The sequence below is a fragment of the Pseudarthrobacter sulfonivorans genome, from assembly GCF_014712225.1.
GTDB lineage: Bacteria > Actinomycetota > Actinomycetes > Actinomycetales > Micrococcaceae > Arthrobacter > Arthrobacter sulfonivorans.
Genome location: NZ_JACXBW010000003.1, coordinates 300,775 through 324,073, shown reverse-complemented (window position 1 = coordinate 324,073; position 23,299 = coordinate 300,775). Strand labels below are relative to the sequence as shown.

At 61.2% G+C, this 23,299-nt stretch carries 20 protein-coding genes and 1 pseudogene; 11 read left to right on the top strand and 10 right to left on the bottom strand.

All coding sequences use genetic code 11. From position 1 onward, the window contains the following. Positions 1 to 1,366: 1,366 nt before the first annotated feature. Positions 1,367 to 2,374, bottom strand: a complete 1,008-nt coding sequence (locus IAQ70_RS05865) for a PASTA domain-containing protein (RefSeq protein WP_190988367.1) — start codon at positions 2,372 to 2,374, stop codon at positions 1,367 to 1,369. Between the two features lie 1,089 nt (positions 2,375 to 3,463). Between IAQ70_RS05865 and IAQ70_RS05860 the strand changes: the two genes are divergently transcribed. Beyond that, complete coding sequence (locus tag IAQ70_RS05860) at positions 3,464 to 3,985, top strand: hypothetical protein (protein ID WP_190988366.1); 522 nt, start codon at positions 3,464 to 3,466, stop codon at positions 3,983 to 3,985. Positions 3,986 to 4,016: 31 nt separating this feature from the next. After that, a complete protein-coding gene (locus IAQ70_RS05855) occupies positions 4,017 to 6,659 on the top strand; it encodes a CHAT domain-containing protein (RefSeq protein ID WP_190988365.1) in 2,643 nt (880 codons plus the stop codon). Between the two features lie 1,126 nt (positions 6,660 to 7,785). Here the strand turns inward: IAQ70_RS05855 and IAQ70_RS23035 are convergent. Next, positions 7,786 to 8,361, bottom strand: coding sequence for an aminotransferase class V-fold PLP-dependent enzyme (locus IAQ70_RS23035; RefSeq protein WP_263406482.1), 576 nt, complete (start codon positions 8,359 to 8,361; stop codon positions 7,786 to 7,788). A 34-nt stretch (positions 8,362 to 8,395) separates the two neighbouring features. Continuing rightward, positions 8,396 to 8,905: pseudogene (locus tag IAQ70_RS23030) on the bottom strand (aminotransferase class V-fold PLP-dependent enzyme); the annotation flags it as partial. Positions 8,906 to 9,238: 333 nt separating this feature from the next. Between IAQ70_RS23030 and IAQ70_RS05845 the strand changes: the two are divergent. From IAQ70_RS05845 to IAQ70_RS05835, 3 genes are all read left to right on the top strand, one after another. Beyond that, positions 9,239 to 9,454 (top strand): hypothetical protein, encoded by a 216-nt coding sequence (locus IAQ70_RS05845; RefSeq protein WP_190988364.1) that lies wholly within the window; start codon positions 9,239 to 9,241, stop codon positions 9,452 to 9,454. Positions 9,455 to 9,492: 38 nt separating this feature from the next. Then, positions 9,493 to 9,891 (top strand): DUF3054 domain-containing protein, encoded by a 399-nt coding sequence (locus tag IAQ70_RS05840; protein WP_190988363.1) that lies wholly within the window; start codon positions 9,493 to 9,495, stop codon positions 9,889 to 9,891. 120 nt (positions 9,892 to 10,011) lie between these two features. After that, positions 10,012 to 10,293 carry an Lrp/AsnC family transcriptional regulator gene (locus tag IAQ70_RS05835; protein ID WP_190988362.1) on the top strand — a complete coding sequence of 94 codons (282 nt, stop codon included), beginning with the start codon at positions 10,012 to 10,014 and terminating at the stop codon, positions 10,291 to 10,293. Positions 10,294 to 10,362: 69 nt separating this feature from the next. On the opposite strand, the gene trpD is transcribed toward IAQ70_RS05835, so the two are convergent. Further along, the gene (gene trpD / locus IAQ70_RS05830) at positions 10,363 to 11,421 is read right to left on the bottom strand and encodes an anthranilate phosphoribosyltransferase (protein ID WP_190988361.1); all 1,059 of its coding nucleotides are present in this window, start codon (positions 11,419 to 11,421) and stop codon (positions 10,363 to 10,365) included. Between the two features lie 147 nt (positions 11,422 to 11,568). On the opposite strand from trpD, the gene ctaE reads away from it, so the two are divergent. From ctaE to qcrB, 4 genes are all read left to right on the top strand, one after another. Then, positions 11,569 to 12,207, top strand: coding sequence for an aa3-type cytochrome oxidase subunit III (ctaE, locus tag IAQ70_RS05825; protein WP_190988360.1), 639 nt, complete (start codon positions 11,569 to 11,571; stop codon positions 12,205 to 12,207). 87 nt (positions 12,208 to 12,294) lie between these two features. Next, on the top strand, positions 12,295 to 13,083 hold the full coding sequence (qcrC, locus tag IAQ70_RS05820; protein WP_190988359.1) for a cytochrome bc1 complex diheme cytochrome c subunit: 789 nt from the start codon (positions 12,295 to 12,297) through the stop codon (positions 13,081 to 13,083). 97 nt (positions 13,084 to 13,180) lie between these two features. Beyond that, positions 13,181 to 14,257: a cytochrome bc1 complex Rieske iron-sulfur subunit gene (gene qcrA / locus IAQ70_RS05815; RefSeq protein ID WP_190988358.1), complete on the top strand. Its 1,077-nt coding sequence runs from the start codon at positions 13,181 to 13,183 to the stop codon at positions 14,255 to 14,257. After that, on the top strand, positions 14,235 to 15,908 hold the full coding sequence (qcrB, locus tag IAQ70_RS05810; RefSeq protein WP_190988357.1) for a cytochrome bc1 complex cytochrome b subunit: 1,674 nt from the start codon (positions 14,235 to 14,237) through the stop codon (positions 15,906 to 15,908). Before qcrA ends, qcrB begins: the two co-directional genes overlap by 23 nt. 58 nt (positions 15,909 to 15,966) lie before the next feature. Here qcrB and IAQ70_RS05805 read toward each other — a convergent pair whose 3' ends face one another. Then, a complete protein-coding gene (locus IAQ70_RS05805) occupies positions 15,967 to 16,758 on the bottom strand; it encodes a GntR family transcriptional regulator (protein WP_190988356.1) in 792 nt (263 codons plus the stop codon). 169 nt (positions 16,759 to 16,927) lie between these two features. Here IAQ70_RS05805 and IAQ70_RS05800 point away from each other — a divergent pair, with 169 nt between their 5' ends. Further along, positions 16,928 to 17,242 (top strand): HPr family phosphocarrier protein, encoded by a 315-nt coding sequence (locus IAQ70_RS05800; protein ID WP_190988355.1) that lies wholly within the window; start codon positions 16,928 to 16,930, stop codon positions 17,240 to 17,242. A 131-nt stretch (positions 17,243 to 17,373) separates the two neighbouring features. Here IAQ70_RS05800 and IAQ70_RS05795 read toward each other — a convergent pair whose 3' ends face one another. The 5 genes from IAQ70_RS05795 to IAQ70_RS05775 all read right to left on the bottom strand — a co-directional run bounded on the left by IAQ70_RS05795 (position 17,374) and on the right by IAQ70_RS05775 (position 22,600). After that, positions 17,374 to 17,775 (bottom strand): cytochrome c oxidase subunit 4, encoded by a 402-nt coding sequence (locus tag IAQ70_RS05795; RefSeq protein ID WP_190988354.1) that lies wholly within the window; start codon positions 17,773 to 17,775, stop codon positions 17,374 to 17,376. Continuing rightward, positions 17,772 to 19,499 carry an aa3-type cytochrome oxidase subunit I gene (ctaD, locus tag IAQ70_RS05790; protein ID WP_190988353.1) on the bottom strand — a complete coding sequence of 576 codons (1,728 nt, stop codon included), beginning with the start codon at positions 19,497 to 19,499 and terminating at the stop codon, positions 17,772 to 17,774. Before ctaD ends, IAQ70_RS05795 begins: the two co-directional genes overlap by 4 nt. A gap of 10 nt (positions 19,500 to 19,509) precedes the next feature. After that, positions 19,510 to 20,382 carry an aa3-type cytochrome oxidase subunit II gene (gene ctaC / locus IAQ70_RS05785; protein WP_190988352.1) on the bottom strand — a complete coding sequence of 291 codons (873 nt, stop codon included), beginning with the start codon at positions 20,380 to 20,382 and terminating at the stop codon, positions 19,510 to 19,512. A gap of 186 nt (positions 20,383 to 20,568) precedes the next feature. Continuing rightward, positions 20,569 to 20,958, bottom strand: coding sequence for a HesB/IscA family protein (locus IAQ70_RS05780; protein WP_190988351.1), 390 nt, complete (start codon positions 20,956 to 20,958; stop codon positions 20,569 to 20,571). A gap of 181 nt (positions 20,959 to 21,139) precedes the next feature. Further along, positions 21,140 to 22,600, bottom strand: a complete 1,461-nt coding sequence (locus IAQ70_RS05775) for a dipeptidase (protein WP_190988350.1) — start codon at positions 22,598 to 22,600, stop codon at positions 21,140 to 21,142. Positions 22,601 to 22,653: 53 nt separating this feature from the next. Between IAQ70_RS05775 and IAQ70_RS05770 the strand changes: the two genes are divergently transcribed. Then, a complete protein-coding gene (locus IAQ70_RS05770; protein WP_190988349.1) occupies positions 22,654 to 23,256 on the top strand; it encodes a DUF3043 domain-containing protein in 603 nt (200 codons plus the stop codon). Positions 23,257 to 23,299: the final 43 nt, after the last annotated feature.

The window sequence follows — 23,299 nt, the reverse complement described above, 5'->3', positions numbered from 1 at the left end:
GATGGCGGCCCTATAGCGACAAGCCACCGCCCTCAGTAGATATCCCTCTCTTGGGTGCTGCAGCTGAGCAGCGCTGTTGATGATCAGTCTTATGCACGCTCGAAGCCACTTCTACTCCCGCGCGTTCTAGGCCGATAGTGGATGTTATGTCAGGTTGTTAGTTTGACAGGACAAAAGGTGCGTTATTTTCATCTTATCTCTTCTCCTTTTCTGGCACCACCCTGCACCCATCCCGGCAACCACAGTGGACGCCTCGGGCGCAACCAGAGGTCCCGCCCACACGCCGGGCTGACCGGTGATATTCTCGGCCGCGGACAATTCCACGCATCGGATTGAGCCTGAGGGACACGACCGATATGGACGACCCCGCAGCCGACGCGGAGATGTCGACGGCGGAAGCCGCCGGGTACCTGAGCAGTTTGGTTGGTTGCAGTGTCAGCGCCGAGATCATGGACAGCTTGAGGGCGCCTGGCCGCGGCCCTGTCGCAGACAACCAAGGCCAAAATATGAGATACCGCCGGTCGGCGATCGATGTGTTTCTCCGGGAAAACGGCACGGATCCGATGGCTGATCGCTGGCGTGTGGCGGAATGGCGCTGACCAATACGAGGCCGCTACCGCCGAGCATCCTGAGCTGCAGTCCGCTGAACCAATCGAAAAATCGAGAAGCCGGGACAGCGACGCTTGGGATCCCGACAAGGCCAGGTAAGAGGCAGGCCCGCGTATTGGCTGTTGTACCGCCCAATTTTGCAAGCCGGTCGGGTCTTCGACGAAGCATGCTTCCTCCGCCCCAGGGATGCCGACAGTGAAACAATAACCATCTTGCCGACGACATCGATGGTTCGGAGGCCAGCGAACCATCCCTTCACTATGGATGAACCTGCGTACGAAATTGATCTCAACAAGTCCAACGCGGCAGAACTCCGGCCGAGGCTTTTGCCCGGATATACCTTTGGGATCAGGCATCAGGCATCAGGCATCAGGCATCAGGCATCAGGCAATAGGCAATAGGCAATAGGCAATAGGACCAAATTATGCGGAAGTCGATCTCAATGGGTCATTCAGCCTGACCCTAAGTACAGAACCAGCGCTCTGTACGGAATATAAGGTCGAGCTCGTCGTAAGGTCAGCCCGCAAAATGTGTTCGGCGTGACGAGCTACACGACAACCGGCTGCTAACATCACCGGCGACAGCGGCGGCCTTGTGGGCCTCCCCGACTTCGAGACATTCATCCGGGCCGCGCGCAAGGAGTGTCATCGCACTCAATGACGCTGCCTACGGCGCGCAAGCGGAACGTCACTATCAGGGTGAGGATAGTTGGCCTCAACCATTGCGCGACGCAACCGGCCGCTTTCGCCGTAAGTGCTCAGTTGGGTTTGTTGGGGTTCATGCGGCAGGTGACGGCACTGCCGGGATCCGCCTGGGCGCCTCCTCTGGGCTGCTGGCTGGCTACGTGGGTTCCCCGGCCTTGGAAAATAGGTTTGAGGTTGGCGGCACGAATCTGTTGGGCGGCACGAGCGCGTGGGTTTTCGGTCACGTCGGGCACAGTCACTTGCTTCGATTGGAGCCATAGTCGGACGGTTGCCAAAGAGTTTGTGGTGTCGATGGAATCTACGCGGATTACCAGCGGGTCACTGGCGGTGGGCAAAATAATCTGGCCCTTAGCAGGCAGGGCGCCGGCCGGGTGCCCGCCCCCGCCGAAGATATCCGGGCCGTTCTCAGTGTTGCGGGCGTGAACGAGGACACGAGGGCCGGGCAGGGCTCGATCCCAAGCGGTATTTTCCCGGTATTCCAGATATACCGGCGGACTCCCCGGAGCTGCGCTCAGCCGCGCAGCGAGCCAGCCTGCACGGCCGGGGCGATTCAGTGCAGTCAGTTGAATGGTCTGGGCTGTCCGCGGCCAGGACCTCCAGACCCGCGACGGAGGAAGCCATCCCAGGTTCTCGAGATTGATGGCGGCCGCCCCCGGTCCTGCCGGCCGGCCGCGGGAATCGTGGAAGCTCCAGACATTCATGGCACTCATGATGTCGAAGCGATCCCCGTAGACACCATCCAACTGTGAGGATGAGTGTCCGAGGCCGAGGGTGTGCCCTAGCTCATGGGCGATGAACGTCGGTTCAAACTCGCGATCACCTGCGTAGGCGATCACGGCACTGTTCCCGCCGAGTGAGCCATGGTCGGCATTGATGTTGTAGCCGAATATGACCTGGGTAAAACCGGTCAGGGAAATGTTTGCGTTCCGTACTGCATCGAGTGCCCATGCGCCCAGCTGGACTCTTTGCGCCCGCCCGGCGAAGGCTGAAATTTCAGCGTTGGTGTGCCCGATGTCGAGCCAGCCGAAAACACGCGTACCGGCAGGACTATGACTGCCCAAGGATACTTCGGACCAATACCGGTTGACATTCAAAGGATCGGACCCGTTCGGAAGAAACATTTCCTCCCACCGGGCCTTGGGACCCGGGGGCACATCTGAGGGGTGACATAAAACGACGGCGAGGGGTTTGCTGCGTACCAGGGACCGTCCGAACCACCATCGGATGTTTTGAAGTGCGTTGACAAGATGTCTGTTCTGCACGTCGCCCCTTCCTCGGATACGCCCTGCACACGTCGAAAGCAGATTCCCAGTAAAAGTTTGAGGGCGTTACGACGGCGTTATTCGGTGACCCAAAACCCGACGCCGAAGTTATCGATATATCGCTAATATATCGATACCTTACAGAATCTTCATTAACTGCGTTTCACCCAGCGGTGCATCAGACGCAGGAATCCGGCACTGAAAGCCTCGCCAGACTGGAAGCTGTCCGATTCCATCGAGCTTGTGCAAACAATATAAGCATGCTTACTATCGAGTGAGTCGATTGGGAGACGGCTGTGAGGGGAATCGAGAAAGGTGCGCTCAGCGAAGGGGGCGCACCTTTTTCGTGCACACGTCATGTGTGCGGCAATACTCTTCCAGCATGTCGAAGACTGCGCCCAGAAACGTCGTCCTACCCGGCGACTACGGAAGTAGTCAGCAAACGGTTACCAGTACCAGTACCTACGTCCAAGCCAAGCTGGAGTAGGCGGGCGTGAACGCGCGTGCCAGATTCATCGTCTTTGCTTCCTTCTAGTGCCGCGTGATTAGTGCGAAAATGGGGACAAAATTTCTGAGCACATGCTCGGCGGAACACTCCATAGGAGAGCTAATGAATGGAAAGAATGGACCCCAGCCGTCCCACACAGGGTCAATGAATGAAAAGAAAAGACCTGATCCCACCAAGATAGAGATGGAACAGGTGCGCGGAGGCGGCTCGGTCCAGAGCGGGGAGTCCGACGCCGATTCGAGTGGTTTACGTTCCGAGCCCACTTGGCTGGACGAGGACTTCGGCGAAGATGCCAGAAGCTAGTCTCTCGCCCAACCATGTTCGACCAGATACGAAGGCTCAAGGCGGCGCGATTCGCGTCGCGTCGTGGCAAAGCGAGAGTGCCCAACGACGATGCTGAAAAGGCAGTGGGCGGCCGTCTTTTCTTTGAGTTTGTATCGCAGGAACTCAAGAACGAGCGGGAGCGCCGCGCAGCCTTGGACAGCCGGTCGGTCACTGTCATCACAAGTTCAGGTTCCTTCGTGACGCTTAGCTTTGCCCTGGTAGCGGTTGTCACCAAGATGACTGATTATCGGCCCTCGCAGCTCACCATCATTTTGCTCGCGTTGGCTACCCTCGCCCTGTGCTCGGCCGCGCTTTTCGCGCTACTGGCTAGCCGACTGGTTTTTTACGTCGTAGTCACCACGGAACAGCTCATTTCGTGGACTCGCGACGAATTCTGGCTAGATGAAGAGGACAATGCCAGATGGCAATTGACTCATGCCAATAGCCGCACGATCAAAAGTCTGCGCCAAGGAAACGCAGTGAAGGCAAATAGACTCCTGTACGCTCTATGGGCCCAACTTCTAGCTTTCGGTCTAATGTCGGCGTCGATCGTCGTCGTGCTAGTGGAGCAGTTGTAAGTTTCTGCACCGTTTCTAAGACGGAGGGAAAATGCATCAGAATCCGGAGAGGGATGTTTCGGTAGGAGAAGTTGCGCTTCTAGCCATTCCAGTCCTTGTTGGTTTACGACGCAAAATGGCAGAAGCAGAGACGCTTCAGCGTACGGGGCAGGCGCAACGCGCCTTCACTCTAGTGAACGAGGTCATAGACGATGTTGGGCGTCTCTTCGACCGTGCGGCAGAAAGGCGCAACCGAGCCGGAGATCAAGATCTTGAGGCCGCAAAGGACATGGTGGCCACCATGATAGGGCCGACCCTGTTGACCTTAGGGCGGTACGCGGAGGCGCTGCCCTTGCTGGATCGGGCCGGGCGCTCTGCACGGGCGACATCCGCTGCGTCGGGGGATGCGAAGGCAGCGCTCAAACTGGCTCTAATGAGCAGCCTTGCGCATGAAGCGCTGGGTGACTTCTCAGCAGGCGCTAGTTCCCTAAATGCGGCCCTTAGCTACTTCTGCGATGCGAGAAAGGATGCACAGAAAAAGGTCGGACGGCTTATCGGGAAACGAATGGCGGGCCGGCTCTTTGCAGGTGACTCCGAGCTCGCTGGAGCGGTACTGCAACTTGCACGTCTGCAACAGGAAGGCGGTGACAATGAGGGGGCGCAAAACTCAATCGACTGGCTATCTTCGATGCTCCCTGCTTTGCGGCCCGACCAGCGACAATATTTTTCGGCGATAAGCGCCGGCGTGCAGGCCGCAATACTGTTATCGGGTGGCGCGGCAGCAGAGGCGGAGCCCCTTTACAGGACGGCTATGAGCTACTGGTCCTCCGTCGTCGGCACCGGTCCCTCCAAGGACTTGGCGGAGGCGATCCTCGCTACAGCGACTTGCTTGGCTGATCTTCACCGCTGGAATGAGGCGGAAGAGCTCGCAATGCTTGGGTTGACTCAATTGCGGGCCGCGCTTGGATCACCGCATCCTAAAGTTGCGGATGCTGCTTTCCTGGCATCACGGTGCGTTGCAGCTCAAGGTCGAGAGGAGCTCGCTTTGGAAACCCTCCTGACAGCAACTGAGGAAGTCAACCTAGCACTCATCGACATCCTGCCGGTTCTGTCAGAACGTCAGAGGCTTATCTACTTGACGCAGGCGAGGATTCACCTTGAGGCTCTGGTCTCCCTGCAGTCGCTGTTAGGTTGGAGCAGCGAGTCGTCCAGACGAATATATGAGCTTGTCCTTCGGCGAAAGGGCATAGCTCTAGACATTGCGGTGCGTGAGCATCACGTCCTGCTTACACGGAAACATCCCGATATGCATGATCGCCTTGAAAAGCTGGGGCAACTCCGGCTTTGGACGGCCCAGCTTTTGTTGTCAGGAGCCCATTCAAAGCAGTCAGAGCAGCAATTGCTTTTGGCGTCCTGGGAGCGTGAGATCGGCGAGCTTGAAGCGGACTTGGGTCGATATGTTTCGCAAGTAGTCGAACACAGATCTCCTGATCTGCAGGACCTAATTTCCGCGATTCCCAGCAACGCTGCGCTGATTGAATTTATAGGATTTGGTGTGAGCGAGCTGCAAGGGAATCCCGCGGACGGCCGCCGTTACATCGGGTTTGTCTTGCGGCCGAGCACGGAGGAAGTGGCAGTAGTAGAGCTGGGCTCCGCAGCCCTCCTAAACAAGGCGGTGCAAAGTCTCCGCTCAGCAATGAACCAACAGCCCGGGACAACTGATCAATCACTGACATCGGCGCTAACGGTCCTATCCGAGCAATTGCTGCAGCCGCTCCTGGACGCTGTTGGTAAGGCGAGCCACTTACTCCTGGCACCTGATGGCCACTTACACAACCTGTCTTTTGAAATTGTCCCGGACTTAAACGGTGTCCAGCTGGTGTCGTCCCATGCCGTGTCTTATCTTTCAACGGCTCGAGATCTGATCGACGTCTCGCGCGATGCGCCGGTAGAGGCAGCACTACCCCTTGTGGTGGGTGCACCAGCCTTTAACTTGGGGGCCGAAAGTGGAGGCTCGCGGGATCGTAGAACAGACCAGGTCTTCCAGAATTTGCCAGGCACAGAAAGGGAAGTGAGGGCCGTCGCACAGCGCCTAGGCATTGAACCAATCACTGGTTCCGAAGCAGTGAAAGCAGTGGTTCTCAACGCCAAACATCCCCAAATACTTCACTTGGCGACGCACGGATGCTTTTTAAGCACTGCTGGTTGGAGGAGCAAGGGAACGGAAGCACGCGCGGTGCAAGCGAGGTGGACCATGACGGATTGTGTTTTGGCGTTCGCGGGGGCGGAGACGTATGCAAGTGGCGGTAATCCCCCGAAAGGAGCAGGCAATGGCTTTCTCTCGGCTCAAGAGATGTTGGCCTTGGACCTCTCAGGAACGGAACTTGTAACCCTGTCAGCATGCGGGAGCGGCTTGGGCGCGGTCTTATCAGGGGAAGGTGTATTTGGCTTGCGGCGGGCCTTAATGCTAGCTGGTGCCCGTTCCCTCGTTGTCAGTCTGTGGAACGTTCCGGACCAATTAACGGCATCTCTCATGGACGATTTCTACAATGAATTGCTGCTTGGACGCTCGCGGTTGGACGCGCTTCGCAGAGCCCAACAAGCGGCAAGACTTCGAAACCCCGACCCGAGTACGTGGGCAGGCTTCATTCTCCTGGGCAAGATCGGACCGCTCAAAACGACTCACTCGGGTTAGCGATTCACCAGGCCTAGGCTGGCCGCTTCAGTATCCTCAGGGATCCCTAGCGAGATCGGCACCTCGACCACTACCAAGTTGACGCACACCCCAAACTGACGTCCGGCAGCCCTACAAACGTCGTCAGAATAGGGTCCGAGAGTCGATTCCTGGACTGTCTTTGTGAACAGTCTTGGATGCAAACCTGACAGAAGCCCTGAAATGCAGCGCCTATTTTGAAGCTTGTCAGGTCGCGAACCAGTGCGCGAAGCGCTGCCCTGTGAATCCCACCGTGCCTTGTTTGGATGCTGCTGGGCCAACGAGCCATAAAGTTGCTTGAGTAGCTCACCAAGCAATTGTCCAGACAGTTTCTGGACAATTTGGTTTGAGCCTCGGAGCCTCGGAGCCTCGTGCTAGAGCCTCAGAAGTTTCAGATTCCGCGGCTGGCGAGCGTCCGGTTCACGGCGGCAATGTCAAGAAACCCGGATCGAACGGCTCGTCTGAGCCTGTCACCGCTGCGCCCATTCCGGGTATTCGACTGGTCAGGACGGCCGGGGTCAGCCAGCGCGTCATGATGTGCTCGTATCCGCGAATCCTCCGGAACCTTCGTCGGGTGCCGCCGGTCAGCCGGGCCGACCGCGTGTCTTCGCCCGCCCGCCGGCGGGATGCCAGCTCCCTACGGTGAAGCCAGCTGTCGCCGAAGTCGAACTCATGGAACGCCGTGGCTGATCCCCCGGGTGAGAAGCTGGTCCAGGGAGCAGTCCTCGTCGTCCAAGTCCGTAGGCTCTTCGCGCCATTCTGCGGGGGGCCACTGCATTGGCTCTGGAATTTCGCCTCCGATCGGCGCAGCGGCGCGCCAGGCGCCAAGGGGTGTCACATGACGTGGCCTATGCTCAGTCAAGACCGAGACCACGATCGCTGACCAAAACCCAATTCACCGCAGACGATGTGTCTCGCCCAAGTCCTTGCCGGACGGACTCACATCGGTACAGGGCGAGCCTCTTCGGGACAACCCTGTGCCCCTCCAGCACTCGCCCTTGCAGGATTACGGCCAATACGCCGACGTTTGATACGCAGGGGCGCCAGTGAACCTTTTCTTGTCCCATCCCTCATCTTCCAAGCACCGGCTGCCCTGAGGGTTACACACTCACGAACGGCCGATCAGCTCGGCCACGCGATCGATTTCTTCCTCCAGGTTATAGAAATGCACGGACAGCCGGATGTTTCCGGCACGAACGGCGGCCCGCACGTTGGCCTGGTGGAAGCGAGCCAGGACTGTGTCGGTGTCGCCGACCCGGACGGAAACGATGGTGGAGCGGTTCTGGTCAGGGAAGTGCTGGAAGGATAAGCCTTGCGCCGAGAGCGCGTCCTGCAGGCGCAGCGTCAGCTGCGAGTTGCGTTCCAGCAGCGCGTCGGTGCCGAACCGGCTGAAGATGCTGAGTGCAGCCTTCTCGGCCATGGCAGGAAACCAGGCCTGCGAGGTGTCGAGCTTCGAGGCAGTAGGTGACAGGTCCATGGCTGGACCGTAAAAACTCTCTGCCGGCTTTCGGGCCGCCTTCCACCCGGGGCCAACTGGCTGGATTCGGTGCAGCAGGTCGCGACGGACATAGAGGTAGCCCATTCCCCTGGAGCCAAGCAGGAATTTGTGGCTTGCCGAGGCCAGGAAGTCGACTCCGTCGCGCACCACGTCCAACCGGCACGGCCCCGGCAGCCTGGCAGGCATCGACGAACAGCCAGGCTCCGGAGTTTGCCGCTACGTTGCTGATGGCCTTCAGGTCGGTGCGATATCCGTTTGCCGAATGAACCGCGCTCACCGCGAGAAGGCGCGTACCGCCGTCGGCCGCGTGGCTGAACTCCTCGGCCGACATTCCGTCTCCCCCGGGCGCCACCGTGCGCACTTCGTAGCCACGCTCCCGAAGCATGAGCCACGGGTAGTAGTTCGATGTGAATTCGTTCGCGGCGACCACCACGTTCTCGCCATGCTTCGCCGTTGGCAGATTGGCGGCCACTATCCCGGCAGCCGTGCTCACGGCCGGAACGATGGCGATCTCCCCCGCGGCAGCGCCGATTATCGCTGCGAAGGAGGCCCGGGCGTCCTCCCCCGCCCGTTCCGCCTCGGTCCAGTCGAACCGGCCCGAGGCCCAAAGTTCGACTGCCCGTTCATAGGCTTCACGCGCCGGCGCGGAGCCGACGTTCACGCTTGCAGTATTGAAATAGATAGTGTCCCGGAGTCCGGGGAAAAGCCGGCGGATTTCAGCCGCTTCCATCAAAACCACTCCTCGTCTGGAACGGAATCAAATAATCCTATTGCGACCGTTTAGGTGCGGCCAGACGCCCCTGCGTGCGAAAGAAAAGCCGCCTTCGCGACCTCCCCGGCGCCCCGCCGTCGAACGTCTGGAAACGGTTGCGGCAACAAGTAGCCCGCCCCGAAAAAATCGGGTACATCCTACGGATGCCTGGACGACGCCGGGACCTTAGTGTCGTTGCATGGCGGCACGCTGGGTTGTCTGCTTCCCACGCATCACTGGGCAGATCAGTGCCGATCTTTCCGCCAGATGGAGACAGCGGCATTGTTCAGTTCCTGGCTCTAAGGACGTCATATGCTGCAAACCCTCATCCCCCAATCCCGGGAACAAGCACTCAACGACGCCCCGGGCAGGCCTGTGATCATGCTCAGGCCTGCTCCCGTCAGAGTGCGTTCCATGATCGGAAATGCCATCGCCTATACGGTCACGCATGTGTTGGTTGAATGGGACACGGGGGAAGAGCACCATGTCCGGTGGGAGGCAAACTGGCTGGTACGCCGGGTGCAGTAGAGCCCGTGCGGGCGGCCACCCGCGCTAGGCTCGAAGCTATGAGTTCCCCCACCCGACAGCAATCAGTCCGCGGCAGCACGGCCGCCATAGCGGCCGCCGCGCTGGCCGATGCCATCCTGATCCTCGTTTTCGCCGCAATCGGGAGGGACGCACATCAACGGACTGACGTCGTCATCGGGGTCTTCCTCACCGCCTGGCCATTCCTCGCCGGCGCCGCCCTCGCCTGGGTCGCGGTCAGGGCCTGGCGGCGTCCCCTGTCACTTCCCACGGGCGTGGCAATCTGGCTGGGAGCGGTTGCGGGCGGCATGGTCCTGCGGGCAGTAACGGGCCAAACAGTGGTGTTCGCATTCGTCGTTGTGGCGCTCCTCAGCCTGGGGCTGTTCCTGGTGGGCTACCGTGCGCTCCTGGCGCTCGTGCGCAGGCTGCGGAAGTCCTGACGCCGCACACGGCACGCGCCGCCGCCAGCCCCCGACAGTTCGGCCATGTAATAGGCTGGCAGGACCACAGAGATTTGCCGGGGCACCGCTACGGCCTACAGATCCGGAAGGATTGAACCAGTGATCACCGCATTCGTTCTGATCAAGACCGACGCCGCACGCATCCCGGAAACCGCCGAGGAGATTTCCGCGATCCAGGGAATCAGCGAGGTCTACTCCGTAACGGGAGAGTGGGATCTGATCGCCGTCGCCCGCGTGGCACGCCACGAGGATCTTGCCGATGTCATTGCCGACAAACTCTCGAAGGTGCCGGCCGTGGTGCACACCTCCACCCACATCGCCTTCCGCGCTTACTCCCAGCACGACCTCGACGCTGCCTTTGCGCTGGGTTTCGAGCAGTAGCACGCCGCTGAACGAAGAATGGCGGGCCCGGCTGATGTGCCGGGCCCGCCATTCTTGGTTATGGAGCCGCTAAGGCCGGGTGAGCGCGACCCACTTGTCCAGGACAGTGGCGGCGGCACCCGAGTCGATTGATTCTGCGGCACGGCCCAACGCTGAACGCATGCGGTCCAGGAACGGACCATCCGCCGTGGCATCAAATGCCACCAGGCCGGCCGCCGCATTGACCAACACGGCGTCGCGGGCCGCTCCGGCCTTGCCGGCCAGGACATCACGCACGACGGCGGCGTTCGCTTTGGCGTCCCCGCCGCGGAGTTCTTCCACAGTCGCCGGACGGATGCCAAGATCGGCGGGCGAAAAAGTCAACTCCGCTACGGCGCCGTCACGGATCTCCCAGACTGTGGAGGGCCCCGTTGTGGTCAGTTCGTCCAGCCCGTCGTCGCCCCGGAAAACAAGGCCACGGCTCCCCCGCCGGGCCAGCACTCCGGCAACGAGCGGAGCCATCCTCGCATTGGCAACGCCCACGGCTGAAGCCTGCACCTGGGCAGGATTGGTCAGCGGTCCCAGAAAATTGAAAGCAGTAGGAATTGCCAGTTCCCTCCGCGGTACTGCGGTGTGGCGGAACGAAGGGTGGAAGACCTGCGCGAAGCAGAACGTTATGCCGGCCTCCCCCGCATTGCGTGCCACGTGCTCCACCGGGAGGTCGAGCCGGACGCCCAGCGCCTCCAGGACGTCGGCGGAACCGGAGGACGACGACGCCGCACGGTTGCCGTGCTTTACCACCTTGGCCCCCGCGCCGGCTGCCACCAGGGCAGCCATGGTGGAGATGTTGACGGTGTTGAGCTGGTCGCCGCCGGTGCCCACAATGTCCAGCTTCTCACCGGGGATGCTGATGGGCGTGGCATGGCGCAGCATCGCCTCCACCAGGCCCGAAATTTCATCAACGGTTTCACCCTTGGCACTGAGGGCAACAAGGAATCCTGCAATCTGGGACGGCGTTGCCTCGCCGGACATAATCCTGTCCATGGCCCACGCGGTGTTATCCGCCGTGAGATCGGTGCCGGTGATGAGCGCTGAGATGAGCCGGGGCCAGGTGTTGCTGCCCGCCGGTGCGGTTGCCTGAGAAGTCACCTCCTGATGCTATCGAGCGGCCCCAGCCCTGACCAATGTGAACACCGCCGGGAACTTTTCCGGGCAATTTCGCGTCTTTGTAGAAAAAGTCCCCCGAAAAGGCGGTTCGCGTTGGGAAGTACGGACTTTTATAGACATAATGTCTATGTGACATCTGCGACCCATGCCCCCAGTACCCCGGCGCACCCGACGCTGAACCGCCCCAACATGGTTTCGGTAGGAACCGTTGTTTGGCTGTCCAGCGAGTTGATGTTCTTCGCCGGTCTCTTTGCCATGTACTTCACACTGCGCTCCACAAGCGGACAGATGTGGGCCGAAGAGACAGCCAAGCTCAACTTCCCCTTTGCGCTCGTTAACACCATCGTCCTCGTGGCCAGTTCCTTTACTTGCCAGATGGGCGTCTTCGCCGCCGAACGGCTGCAGCCCCGCAAAACGGGCGGACCCTTCCAGTTCGCCCGCTGGGGCATGAACGAATGGTTCACCCTGACCTTCATCATGGGCGCAATCTTCGTCGCAGGCCAGAGCACCGAATACGCCATGCTTGTGTCAGAGCACGTCTCGCTCTCATCCAACGCCTATGGTTCGGCTTTCTACATCACCACCGGCTTCCACGGCCTGCACGTCATCGGCGGCCTAATAGCCTTCCTCTTCATCATCGGACGCTCGTTCGCGGCGAAGAAGTTTGGCCACTTCGAGGCGACCTCCGCAATTGTCACGTCCTACTACTGGCACTTTGTGGATGTTGTCTGGATCGGACTCTTCCTGGTCATCTACGTACTGAAGTAGTCAAGCTTTGATTCCTTTTCTACAAGAGGCAGAATTTCAAGAAGCGGCTCACGGAGCCGGCGCAGGATCGAATAAAGGAACCACCACGTGAAGGCTCTCTCGCAAAAGCGGCGTCACCCACTCGCAGTAATAGCGCTGCTACTGATGGGACTACTCGTCACTGGGGGGCTCTACGCCGTTGCCACCACCGTCAACGAGGCGAAGGCTTCCACCACCAGCTACAGCGCAAGTGACACCGCCGAGGGCCAAAAGCTCTTCGAAGCCAACTGCGCGACATGCCACGGCATGGGCGCCAGCGGCACCCAGGCCGGCCCCGCGCTGGTAGGAGTCGGAGCAGCAGCTGTCGATTTCCAGGTCGGTACCGGCCGCATGCCGATGCAGATGAACGGACCCCAGGCCTACAAGAAGCCTGCCCAGTTCAACGAAACCCAGACCCATCAGCTTTCAGGTTATGTTGCTTCCCTGGGTGCAGGCCCGGCAATTCCTGAAGAACACCTGTTGGACGAAAAGGGTAACGCTGCCGAAGGTGGCGAACTCTTCCGCGTGAACTGCGCCATGTGCCACAACGCTGCTGCTGCCGGCGGCGCCCTGACCCGTGGCAAGTTCGCCCCGGCCCTGGCCGACGTTTCCGGAAAGCACATCTACGAAGCGATGGTCTCCGGCCCGCAAAACATGCCCGTCTTCAACGACGCGAACGTGACGCCCGAAGGCAAGCGCGACATCATCACCTTCCTCAAGCAGATCGAATCCAACGGCTCCCCCGGCGGCGCGGACCTGGGCTCCCTCGGCCCGGTCGCCGAAGGCCTCTTCGTCTGGATCGCAGGACTCGGCGTCATCATCGCCTTTACGATCTGGCTGACATCCCGAACGTCCTAGGACGCCGGGATCCCCAAAACTTCTGCTGCCCAGTCAGCAGTTTGACATTGAAAACTAACCCGGCAGACGCCGGGACGAGAGAAGGATGAGGCGAATTATGGGCAACCATAGTGACGGCAGTCCGAACCACTCGGGCACCGTAGCTACGGCTGGTCAGAATGAGGTGGAGAAATTCCAGGATCCTGGACTTCCCCCGCATCGTTTGCGCCTGGCTGACACGGACCCGAAGGCCGCAAAACGGGCAGAACGGCAGGTCGCAGTACTCTTCGGCGCCTCCGTTGTTGGCACCCTGATCTTCCTGGTGGCGTACTTCGCCATTGATTTGGGCGCGGGGTCAGGGGCAAACATTGCCACGATCCGCCTGCAGAACGCCCTCCTGGGCCTTGGCACCGCCTTTGCCATGCTCGGCATCGGCACTGGCATCGTGCATTGGGCCAAGGCCCTGATGCCTGACCACGAAGTCTCCGAGGAGCGCCACGCGATCCGCACCGAAGAGGACCGCCTCGCCGCGGTGCGCATCGTGGACGACATCGTGGAGGAGACCGGCATCAAGCGTCGCCCGCTCATCCGCAACACCCTGCTCGGCGCCGTTGCCCTGGCACCTTTGCCCGCCATCGCGGTTTTTGGTGACCTTGGCCCCCGCCCGGACAACAAGCTGGCGCACACCATGTGGGCTCCCCTGGAAGGCAAGCTCAAGCGCCTCACCCGGGACCCTGACGGTACGCCCATCAAGGCCTCCGACGTCACCCTGGGCTCGGCGTTCCACGTCATTCCGGAAGGCCTGAACGAACTGCACGAGGGCAAGCTCAACGAAAAGGCCAAGGCTGTTGTGCTCCTCATGCGCCTCGATCCTGCGTCCCTGAAGCCCTCAGCGGGACGCGAGGACTGGAGCTACAACGGCATCGTTGCCTACTCCAAGATCTGCACCCACGTCGGTTGCCCTGTTGCCCTTTACGAGCAGCAGACGCACCACCTGCTGTGCCCGTGCCACCAGTCCACCTTCGACCTCACGCAAGAGTGCAAGGTGATCTTTGGTCCGGCCAGCCGGCCCCTCCCCCAACTGCCCATCGCAGTGGACAACGAGGGCTACCTGGTCGCAACAAGCGACTTCAAAGAACCTGTAGGACCGAGTTACTGGGAGCGTGATGAGCATGAGCGCAGCGTCAACAGCTGAAGCCCCCGCCTTCGTAGCCAAGACCAAGACCGGACGCATCACTGATTTCGTTGACTCCCGAGTCGGCGGTTCCGGTATCCTCCGCGAGTTCGGGCGCAAAGTCTTCCCCGACCACTGGTCGTTTATGTTCGGTGAAGTGGCGCTCTACTCGTTCGTCATTCTGCTGCTGTCAGGGACCTTCCTGACCTTCTGGTTCGATCCGTCCATGGCTGAGACCCGCTACGCGGGTTCCTATGTGCCGTTGAAGAACGTGGAAATGTCGGTTGCGTACAGCTCCTCGCTGAACATCTCCTTCGACATCCGCGGTGGGCTCTTTATGCGCCAGGTGCACCACTGGTCCGCCCTGCTGTTTGTGGCTTCCATTGCCGTGCACATGCTGCGTGTGTTCTTCACCGGAGCCTTCCGCAAACCGCGTGAAATGAACTGGGTTGTTGGCAGCGTCCTCCTGATCCTCGCCATGGCGGCCGGCTTCACCGGCTACTCCCTTCCCGATGACCTGCTCTCCGGCAACGGCCTGCGCATCATCGACGGTGTTATCAAGGCCATTCCCGTCGTGGGCACGTACATCTCGTTCTTCCTCTTTGGCGGCGAGTTCCCCGGCACCGCAGTTATCGGTCGCCTGTACATGCTCCACATCCTGCTCGTGCCCGCACTGATCCTGCTGATGATCGTGCTCCACCTCTTTATGGTCGTTGTGCACAAGCACACCCAGTACCCTGGCCCGGGCCGCAACGACGGCAACGTCGTCGGCTACCCCCTGGGTCCGGTATACGCGGCCAAGGCAGGCGGCTTCTTCTTCATCGTCTTCGGCGTCATCGCCCTGATGGCAGCCTTCTTCACGATCAACCCGATCTGGAACTACGGACCGTACGATCCCTCCCCCGTCTCGGCCGGTACCCAGCCTGACTGGTACATCGGTTTCGTTGACGGTGCCCTGCGCCTGATGCCGGGCGTTATTGGGGACTTCCACTTCGAGTACGTCATCTTCGGATACACGCTCACACTGAACGTCCTCCTCCCGGCCCTGGTGCCGGCAGGCATCCTGTTCACCGTGATGTTCATGTACCCGTGGATTGAACGGTGGATCACCAAGGACGACCGCGAACACCATGTGCTGGACCGTCCACGGAACGCCCCGACCCGCACCGCCATCGGCGCAGCAGGCTTCGTGTGGTACTGCGTCATGTGGGCAGCTGCCGGATCGGACCTCATCGCCACGCACTTCCACGTATCGCTGAACGATGTTACATACTGGCTCCGTGCGCTGTTCTTCGTCGGCCCGATCATTGCCTACATCGTCACCAAGCGCGTAGCCCTGGCTCTCCAGCGCAAGGACCGCGAAATCGCGCTCCACGGCCGTGAGACCGGCCGCATCGTGCGCCTGCCGCACGGCGAGTTCATCGAGGTCCACGCACCGCTCGATGAGTACAAGCGCTACAAGCTGGTGGGCTTCGAATCACCGGTTCCGCTGCCGGCAGTTCCGAACGAACACGGCGTCGTGACACGCAAGGAAAAGCGTCGGGCCTTCCTGTCCAGGTGGTTCTTCGAGGACCGTGTGGCACCGGCTACGCCCGCGGAGCTGGAAGCCGCACACGGGCACCACGCTCCGGCAGTGGAAGCGGCAGAGGAAAGCAAGACCCTCAGCCACTGATCAGCCAAGCAGTAATGGGAAGGCCCCGGTCCAATGGACCGGGGCCTTCCCATTGCCGTCAGTTGCCGCGGTATCCGGAGGAATGATTCCGTGCGGTACGGGCTCCCGGCCGCTGGAGAGGGACCCAGAGCTTGTAGCGGTCCGCCCTGTAGTAGGAAACCGAATAGTCCACCATGGCACGCGCCACAAACGCGTGCCGCTGGATTTTAAGCAGTGGGGTGCCGACGTCGACGTTGAGCAGGCGGGCCGTGGAAGGGGACGCTGCCGTCGCCTCGATCATGTCCTCTCCCCACTCCATGACCAGGCCGAACTGCTCGCTCAGGACGTTGTACAGGGAAGTGGGAGGCTCGCTGTCGAGCAATCCTGGCACGCGCTGAGCGGGGATGAAGTTCTCATCCACGCTCATGGGCTCGCCGTCAGCCAGCAACAGCCGCCGGAACCGTACCAGGGGCGTCCCCTCCTCCACCTGGAGTTCCCGTGCGAGGAAGGCACTGGCACCGATCTGCTCGAAGCTGAGGACCTTCGCCGCCGGAACCATGCCGCGGCGCTGCATCTCCTCGCTATAGGAGGTCAGCTTGACCTGCAGATCGAGTTTTGGCTTGCGGACAAAAGTGCCGAGCCCAACTACCCGCTCGATCACCTCTTCACCGACGAGGGCGTCGATGGCCTGCCGGACTGTCATTCGCGCAAGGCCGAACCGCAGGGCAAGATCGCGCTCCGACGGTAAGGCAGATCCCGGCGGACAGGATTCGCTGATGTAAGCCCGCAGGATTTCCCGGAGCTGGATGTAGATGGCTGCACCGCTGCTTCGGTCTATCTCGCCCCGGATGCCCTCGGCTTTAGTGGCCACGGCGTGTCATTCCTGCTTCGATCTTCACCCTTCAATCTTAAACCAACGTTGAGGAGGTCTAGACCGGCCACAAGAAGCGCTCGTGTTCGTGAGAGGGCCGGGAGGGCGCTATATTGGATTGGAAATTTCAGCAGGTGGCGGGCGGGACCGTCAGGACAGAGGAGACGCTTTGCCAGTTCAGAAGGCCGTGGTTTCGGCTGCGATCGGATTGCATGCCCGTCCAGCGGCGGAATTCGTCCGGGCCGTCACAGCCACAGGTCTTCCCGTCAGCATCCGGAAAGCGGGAATCCAGGGCGTCGATGCCAGATCACTGCTCGAAGTGATGACCGCTGATTTTCCGTTCGGCTGTGAGGTGGAGCTTTCAGTCCCTGAAGAATCCCTCAGCGGCACCACCAGACCCGAAGAAATCGAGAACGCCCTCCAGGTGCTGGCAGCGCTACTTGAGGCTCAGGGGGCCGCCCAGGGCCCATCCCGGGTGATCTGACGGCACCTGTGGCAGCAGGCGCGGGCACCAAAGCAACGGCCTACCGCAAAACGAGAAACGCTGGGCCCCACCCGAAGGTGGGGCCCAGCGTTTTTTTTCTGATGCTAAGGCCGGGACCGGACCAGCAGAACCTAGTGCGCGTGGTCTCCACGGCTGTATTCGAAGACCCAGCCCACGAGTGCAACCACGGCAAGGCCGGCAGCGATGAACACGATCCACCATCCGACTGCCAGGCCGAGGAAGCCACCGGCGCATGAAAGACCCAAAACCAGCGGCCACCAGCTCCAAGGGCTAAAGTGCCCCTGCTCGCCGGCACCCTCATGGATTTCAGCGTCGCTGCGATCCTCGGGACGCATACCGACACGACGGCCGGTAAAGCCGAGATACGCGCCGATCATTCCCGACAGGCCCGCGACGAGCAGGACGCCGAGCAGGCCAACCGGCTCCATCCAGTGCGTCAGGAACCCGTAAACCAAGGCGACCGGGACGAAGAAGAAGACGCCGGCTCCAAAGATCCAAGACTCAATTTTCACTGCGCTGTATCCTTCTGGTCGGCGTTACCGAGCACAGCTGCTGCGGGAGCAGGCGACTCGACGGTGTGTACCTGGGAGAGCTCCGGGTGGTGCAGGTCCAGGGCGGGACGCTCCGACCGGATGCGCGGCAGGGACGTGAAGTTGTGCCGCGGCGGCGGGCACGAGGTGGCCCACTCCAGCGAGGCGCCGAAGCCCCACGGGTCATCCACCTCAACCTTTTCATTGCTGCGCCAGGTGATGTAGACGTTCCAGAAGAACGGGATCAGCGAGGCGCCCAGAACGAACGACGCGATGGTGGAGAACTGGTTCATCCAGGTGAAGTTGTCCTCCACCAGGTAGTCGGCGTACCGGCGCGGCATGCCCTCGACGCCCAGCCAGTGCTGGATGAGGAACGTTCCGTGGAAGCCCAGGAACAGCAGCCAGAAGTGGATCTTGCCGAGGCGCTCGTTGAGCATCTTGCCCGTCCACTTCGGCCACCAGAAGTAGAAGCCGGCGAACATCGCGAAGACCACGGTGCCGAAGACCACGTAGTGGAAGTGAGCCACCACGAAATAGGAATCCGAGACGTGGAAGTCCAGCGGCGGCGAAGCCAGGATAATGCCCGTCAGGCCACCGAAGAGGAACGTGACCAGGAAGCCGATGCTCCACAGCATCGGGGTTTCGAACGTCAACGACCCCCGCCACATGGTGCCGATCCAGTTGAAGAACTTCACGCCGGTGGGCACCGCGATGAGCATGGTCATGAAGGCGAAGAACGGCAGCAGCACCGAACCGGTGACGTACATGTGGTGGGCCCACACGGTCACGGACAGGGCAGCGATGGCGATGGTGGCGTAGACCAGGCCCTTGTAGCCGAAGATCGGCTTGCGGCTGAAGACCGGGAAGATCTCCGAAACGATGCCGAAGAACGGCAGCGCAATGATGTAGACCTCGGGGTGCCCGAAGAACCAGAACAGGTGCTGCCAGAGAACGGCGCCGCCGTTTTCCGGGTCAAAGATGTGCGCACCAAACCTGCGATCCGCACCCAGTGCGAACAAAGCCGCCGCCAGTGGCGGGAACGCCATGAGGACCAGGATGGACGTGATCAGGGCGTTCCAGGTGAAGATCGGCATGCGCCACATGGTCATGCCCGGCGCACGCATGCAGATGATGGTGGTGATGAAGTTGACCGCACCGAGGATCGTGCCGAAACCGGACAGCGCCAGGCCGAAGACCCACAGGTCACCGCCGATGCCCGGGCTGAAGGTGGTGTTCGACAGCGGGGCGTAGGCGAACCAGCCGAAGGAAGCAGCACCCTGGGGGGTGATGAAGCCGGACACGGCGATGGTGGAGCCGAAGAGGAAGAACCAGAACGCCAGTGCATTCAGCCGCGGGAACGCAACGTCAGGCGCGCCAATCTGCAGCGGCATGATCACGTTCGTGAAGCCCGCGAACAGCGGGGTGGCGAACATCAGCAGCATCACGGTGCCGTGCATCGTGAACAGCTGGTTGTACTGCTCTTTGGTCTGCAGGATCTGCATGCCGGGCTCGAACAGCTCGGCACGGATCAGCAGCGCCATAACGCCGCCCAGGCAGAAGAACACAAACGACGCGATCAGGTACATGTACCCGATGGTCTTGTGGTCTGTGGAGGTGATCCAGTTGACGACGATGCGTCCCTTGGATTTCGGAACTACGGGAGCCTCAAGGGTCCCCACAGGTGCGGATTGGGTGTAAGTAGCCACGTCGCTCCCCCTACTTCGTTTCGTTCAGGTTCGGGTTGCGGTCATACTCTGCGCCGAGGAGGCCCGTGTTTCCTGCGGCCTTGAGTTTGTCCATGTGAGCCTGGAATTCAGCTTCGGAGACAACCTTCACGCGGAACAGCATTTCGGAGTGGTACTCGCCGCAGAGTTCTGCGCATTTGCCGTCATAGGTTCCCTCTTTAGTGGGAGTGAACCGGATGTAGTTGGTCTTGCCCGGGATCATGTCGCGCTTCTGGAGGAAGGCGGGAACCCAGAAAGAGTGGATGACGTCGCGTGAGTTGAGTTCCAGGTCAACGGACTTGTTAACCGGCAAGTAGAGCGTCGGAAGAGCTTCCTTGTCGATGGCGTTGCCCGTCAGGTGCGCCTGGACGCCTGCTTCGTAGAGGTCCTCCTCGACGACATTGCCGGACTTGTAGTTGAAGTCCCATGCCCACTGCTTGCCACGGACGTCGACTACGACATCTGCCGGCTGTGAGCGGTCATCGATGGCCTGCTGGTCGCGGTCAGTGAAGTAGAAGAACACCAGGACCATGAAGATCGGAATGGTCAGGTAGAACACCTCAAGCGGGAGGTTGAAGCTGATCTGCTTGGGGAACCCTACGGTCCCCTTGCGGCGGCGGTAGGCAACAAGGCACCAGACGATCAAGCCCCACGTAATGATGCCCACAACGAGGGCGGCAATCCATGAGTTGACCCAGAGGTCCATGATCCGGTCAGTGTGATTGGTGGTGCCACGCTCGGTGGGCAGCCACCCCCTCGATACCTCTGGCGAACATCCAGTCAAAACCAACGCGCCGGCAACTGCCAAGCCTGAGATCGATGTGATCGTTTTGCGTCGGCTGCCGGTTCGGTTCTGCGAACTCACAGACGGCCCTTCCTACTTGTTGCTGTTGCCCGGCGGCTCTATGGCCTTCCGGGCACACTAAAAGTTTTACTACTCGGTGTAGAGCTTACCGCTCCGCCGGGCTTTTCGCCCACATGTCGGCGCCGTGCCGTCGTGCCGTTTTTGGCGGACGGAAAGCAGGCGCCGGCATCGGGCGAAAGGACCGGGTCAGTGGAATGAATCACCACATGCGCAGGAGCCTCCGGCGTTGGGGTTGTCAATGGTGAAACCCTGCTTGGAGATGGTGTCTTCGAAGTCGATGCTCGCACCGCTGAGGTAAGGCACGCTCATCTTGTCGACCACAACTTCAACGCCGTCGTAGTCACGGACGGCATCGCCGTCGAGGAGACGCTCGTCGAAGTAGAGCTGGTAGATGAGGCCCGAGCAGCCGCCGGGCTGGACGGCAACACGGAGGCGGAGGTCCGTACGGCCCTCCTGCTCCAGCAGGCTGCGGACCTTCCCTGCAGCGACGTCGGTCAATTTGACCTCGTGCGCGGCCAGTTCATCGCTGGCAGCGGCTGCGGTTTCAGTGGTGTTCTCGTTGGTTGCGGTGCTCATTTGGCCTACCTTTGGACGGTCCTGGCGGCTCCGCGTCAGCGGCGCCTGCCCCTACAGATACGGTATGGGCTATAGCTACATGCTACTTCGGTCGGACGTGTAGCTCTAACTGCAAACGTAACCGTTGGCATCCGGTCATTTGTTCCCGGTAGGGCTGGCCAGCAGCATCAGCGGGGGCGGCTCACGCGAGCCCGTCGGCATTGAGCCGCGCCAGAAGCAATGCTTCGGCAACGACGGCGTTCTTGAAGTCGCCGATGTGCAGCGACTCGTTGGCGCTGTGCGCGCGTGAATCAGGGTCCTCCACGCCCGTGACCAGGATCTGAACATCGGGGTACAGGTCCACCAGGTCGGAGATGAACGGGATCGATCCGCCGATGCCCATCTCCACCGCAGGGACGCCCCAGGCCTCCCCCAGCGCCCACATGGCGGACTTCGCCGCTGCCGACGACGTATCGGCGAGGAACGAATTGCCGCTCTCCCCGGGTGTGAACACGACCTTCGCGCCAAAGGGTGCGTTGGCTTCGACGTGCCGCCGTACGGCATCCATGGCCGCTGCCGGCTCCTGACCGGGAGCCAACCGGAGGCTGAACTTGGCGCGGGCCCGCGGCAGGAGGGTGTTGGATGCCACGTCAACCGCCGGGGCGTCGAACCCGATAATGGACAGGGCCGGCTTGGTCCAAAGACGCGCGGCGATGCTTCCCGTGCCAGCCAGCCGGACGCCGTCGAGCACTGACGAATCAGTACGGTACTCCGCTTCCGTGAGGTCCACGCCGGCGTTGTCATAGCCCACCAGACCGTCGATGGCCACGTTGCCCTCGGCGTCGTGGAGTGTGGCGATCAGCCGGGACAGCAGGGTGGGCGCATCCAGCACCGGGCCGCCGAACATTCCCGAATGGACAGCATGTTCCAGCACCTGGACTTCAATGGTGCCGTCCACGAGGCCGCGCAGGCTGGTGGTCAGGGCCGGTACGCCCACTTTCCAGTTACTGGAGTCTGCAACAACAATCACGTCGGCCCGAAGCAGCTCCCGGTTCGTTTCGAGGAACGTGCGGAACGTGGGTGAGCCGGCTTCCTCTTCGCCTTCGAAAAAGAATGTGACGCCGAGGCCGAACTCCTTGCCCAGGACCTCGGATGCCGCAGTGTAGGCCGCCACGTGGGCCATGATCCCGGCCTTGTCGTCAGCAGCGCCGCGCCCGTACAGCCTTCCGTTGCGTTCGACGGCGGCAAACGGCTCGGACTCCCAGAGCCCGGGATCCCCCGGAGGCTGTACGTCATGGTGGGCGTAGAGCAGGATGGTCGGTTTCCCTGCCGCGGCCTGACGCCGAGCGACGACGGCGGGCCCTCCTGGGGTGCCGTCTTCCTTGTTGCTGCGGAGGATCTGGACTTCGTCCAGCCCTGCGTTGCGGAGCAGGTCTGCCACGGCAGCGGCGCTGGCATCCAAGGGTGCCGGATCGAAACTTGGCCACGCGATGCCGGGTATGGCCACAAGATCCTTGAGCCGGCTCAGGGTGGTATCGAAGGAACTGGCCACGGCCTGCCGCAGCCCGGCCCCGTCGACGGATCGGACGGAGGGGCCTGAGCCGGGGGTGTCGGCGTCGGGCGTTCTGGCGTCGTAGGGCGTTGGCGCTGGATTGGGTGTCATGGCGATCACAATACCCGCGCGGAATCCATTAGGCCGCAAGGTATTCTGTTCAAGTGTTCGGACGTAAAAAGGAAGCGCCTACGGCGCAGGAATCAATAGACCAGCAGGCCGCTGAAGCGGCAGCCCGGCAGGATGCCGCGTTTGGCAAGGGTGCGCCAACGCCCAAACGCAAAGCCCAGGAGGCGGCCCGAAAGAGGCCCCTGGTGCCGGAGGACCGAAAGGCGTCCAAGGCGGCTGAGCGCCAGGCTGTTCAGGACCAGCGGGCCAAAATGCGCCAGGCCCTGGACACCGGTGACGAGAAGTTCCTGCCCCTGCGCGATAAGGGCCCGCAGAAGCGTTATGCCCGCGACTACGTCGATGCGCGCTTCAGCCTCGGCGAATACCTGATGTTCGGGGCCCTGGTGTTTGTGATTATCTCCCTGCTTGTGCCGGCGTCCAGCGAGCAGATGGTTTATGTCCTGGGCGGCTTCTGGGTGATGTTCCTGGCTGTTTTTGTCGACGTGTTCATCCTGTCCCGCCAGCTCCGCAAGAAACTCACGGCCAAGTTCGGTGAAGTCGAGCGCGGTACCGTCTGGTACGGCTCAATGCGTTCGCTGCAGTTCCGCAAACTGCGGCTGCCGAAGCCGCTCGTGAAGCGCGGTCAGTACCCCTCCTGACCGGCTGGCCTTGACCTATCAGCTCCTCGTGAGCATAAATCCC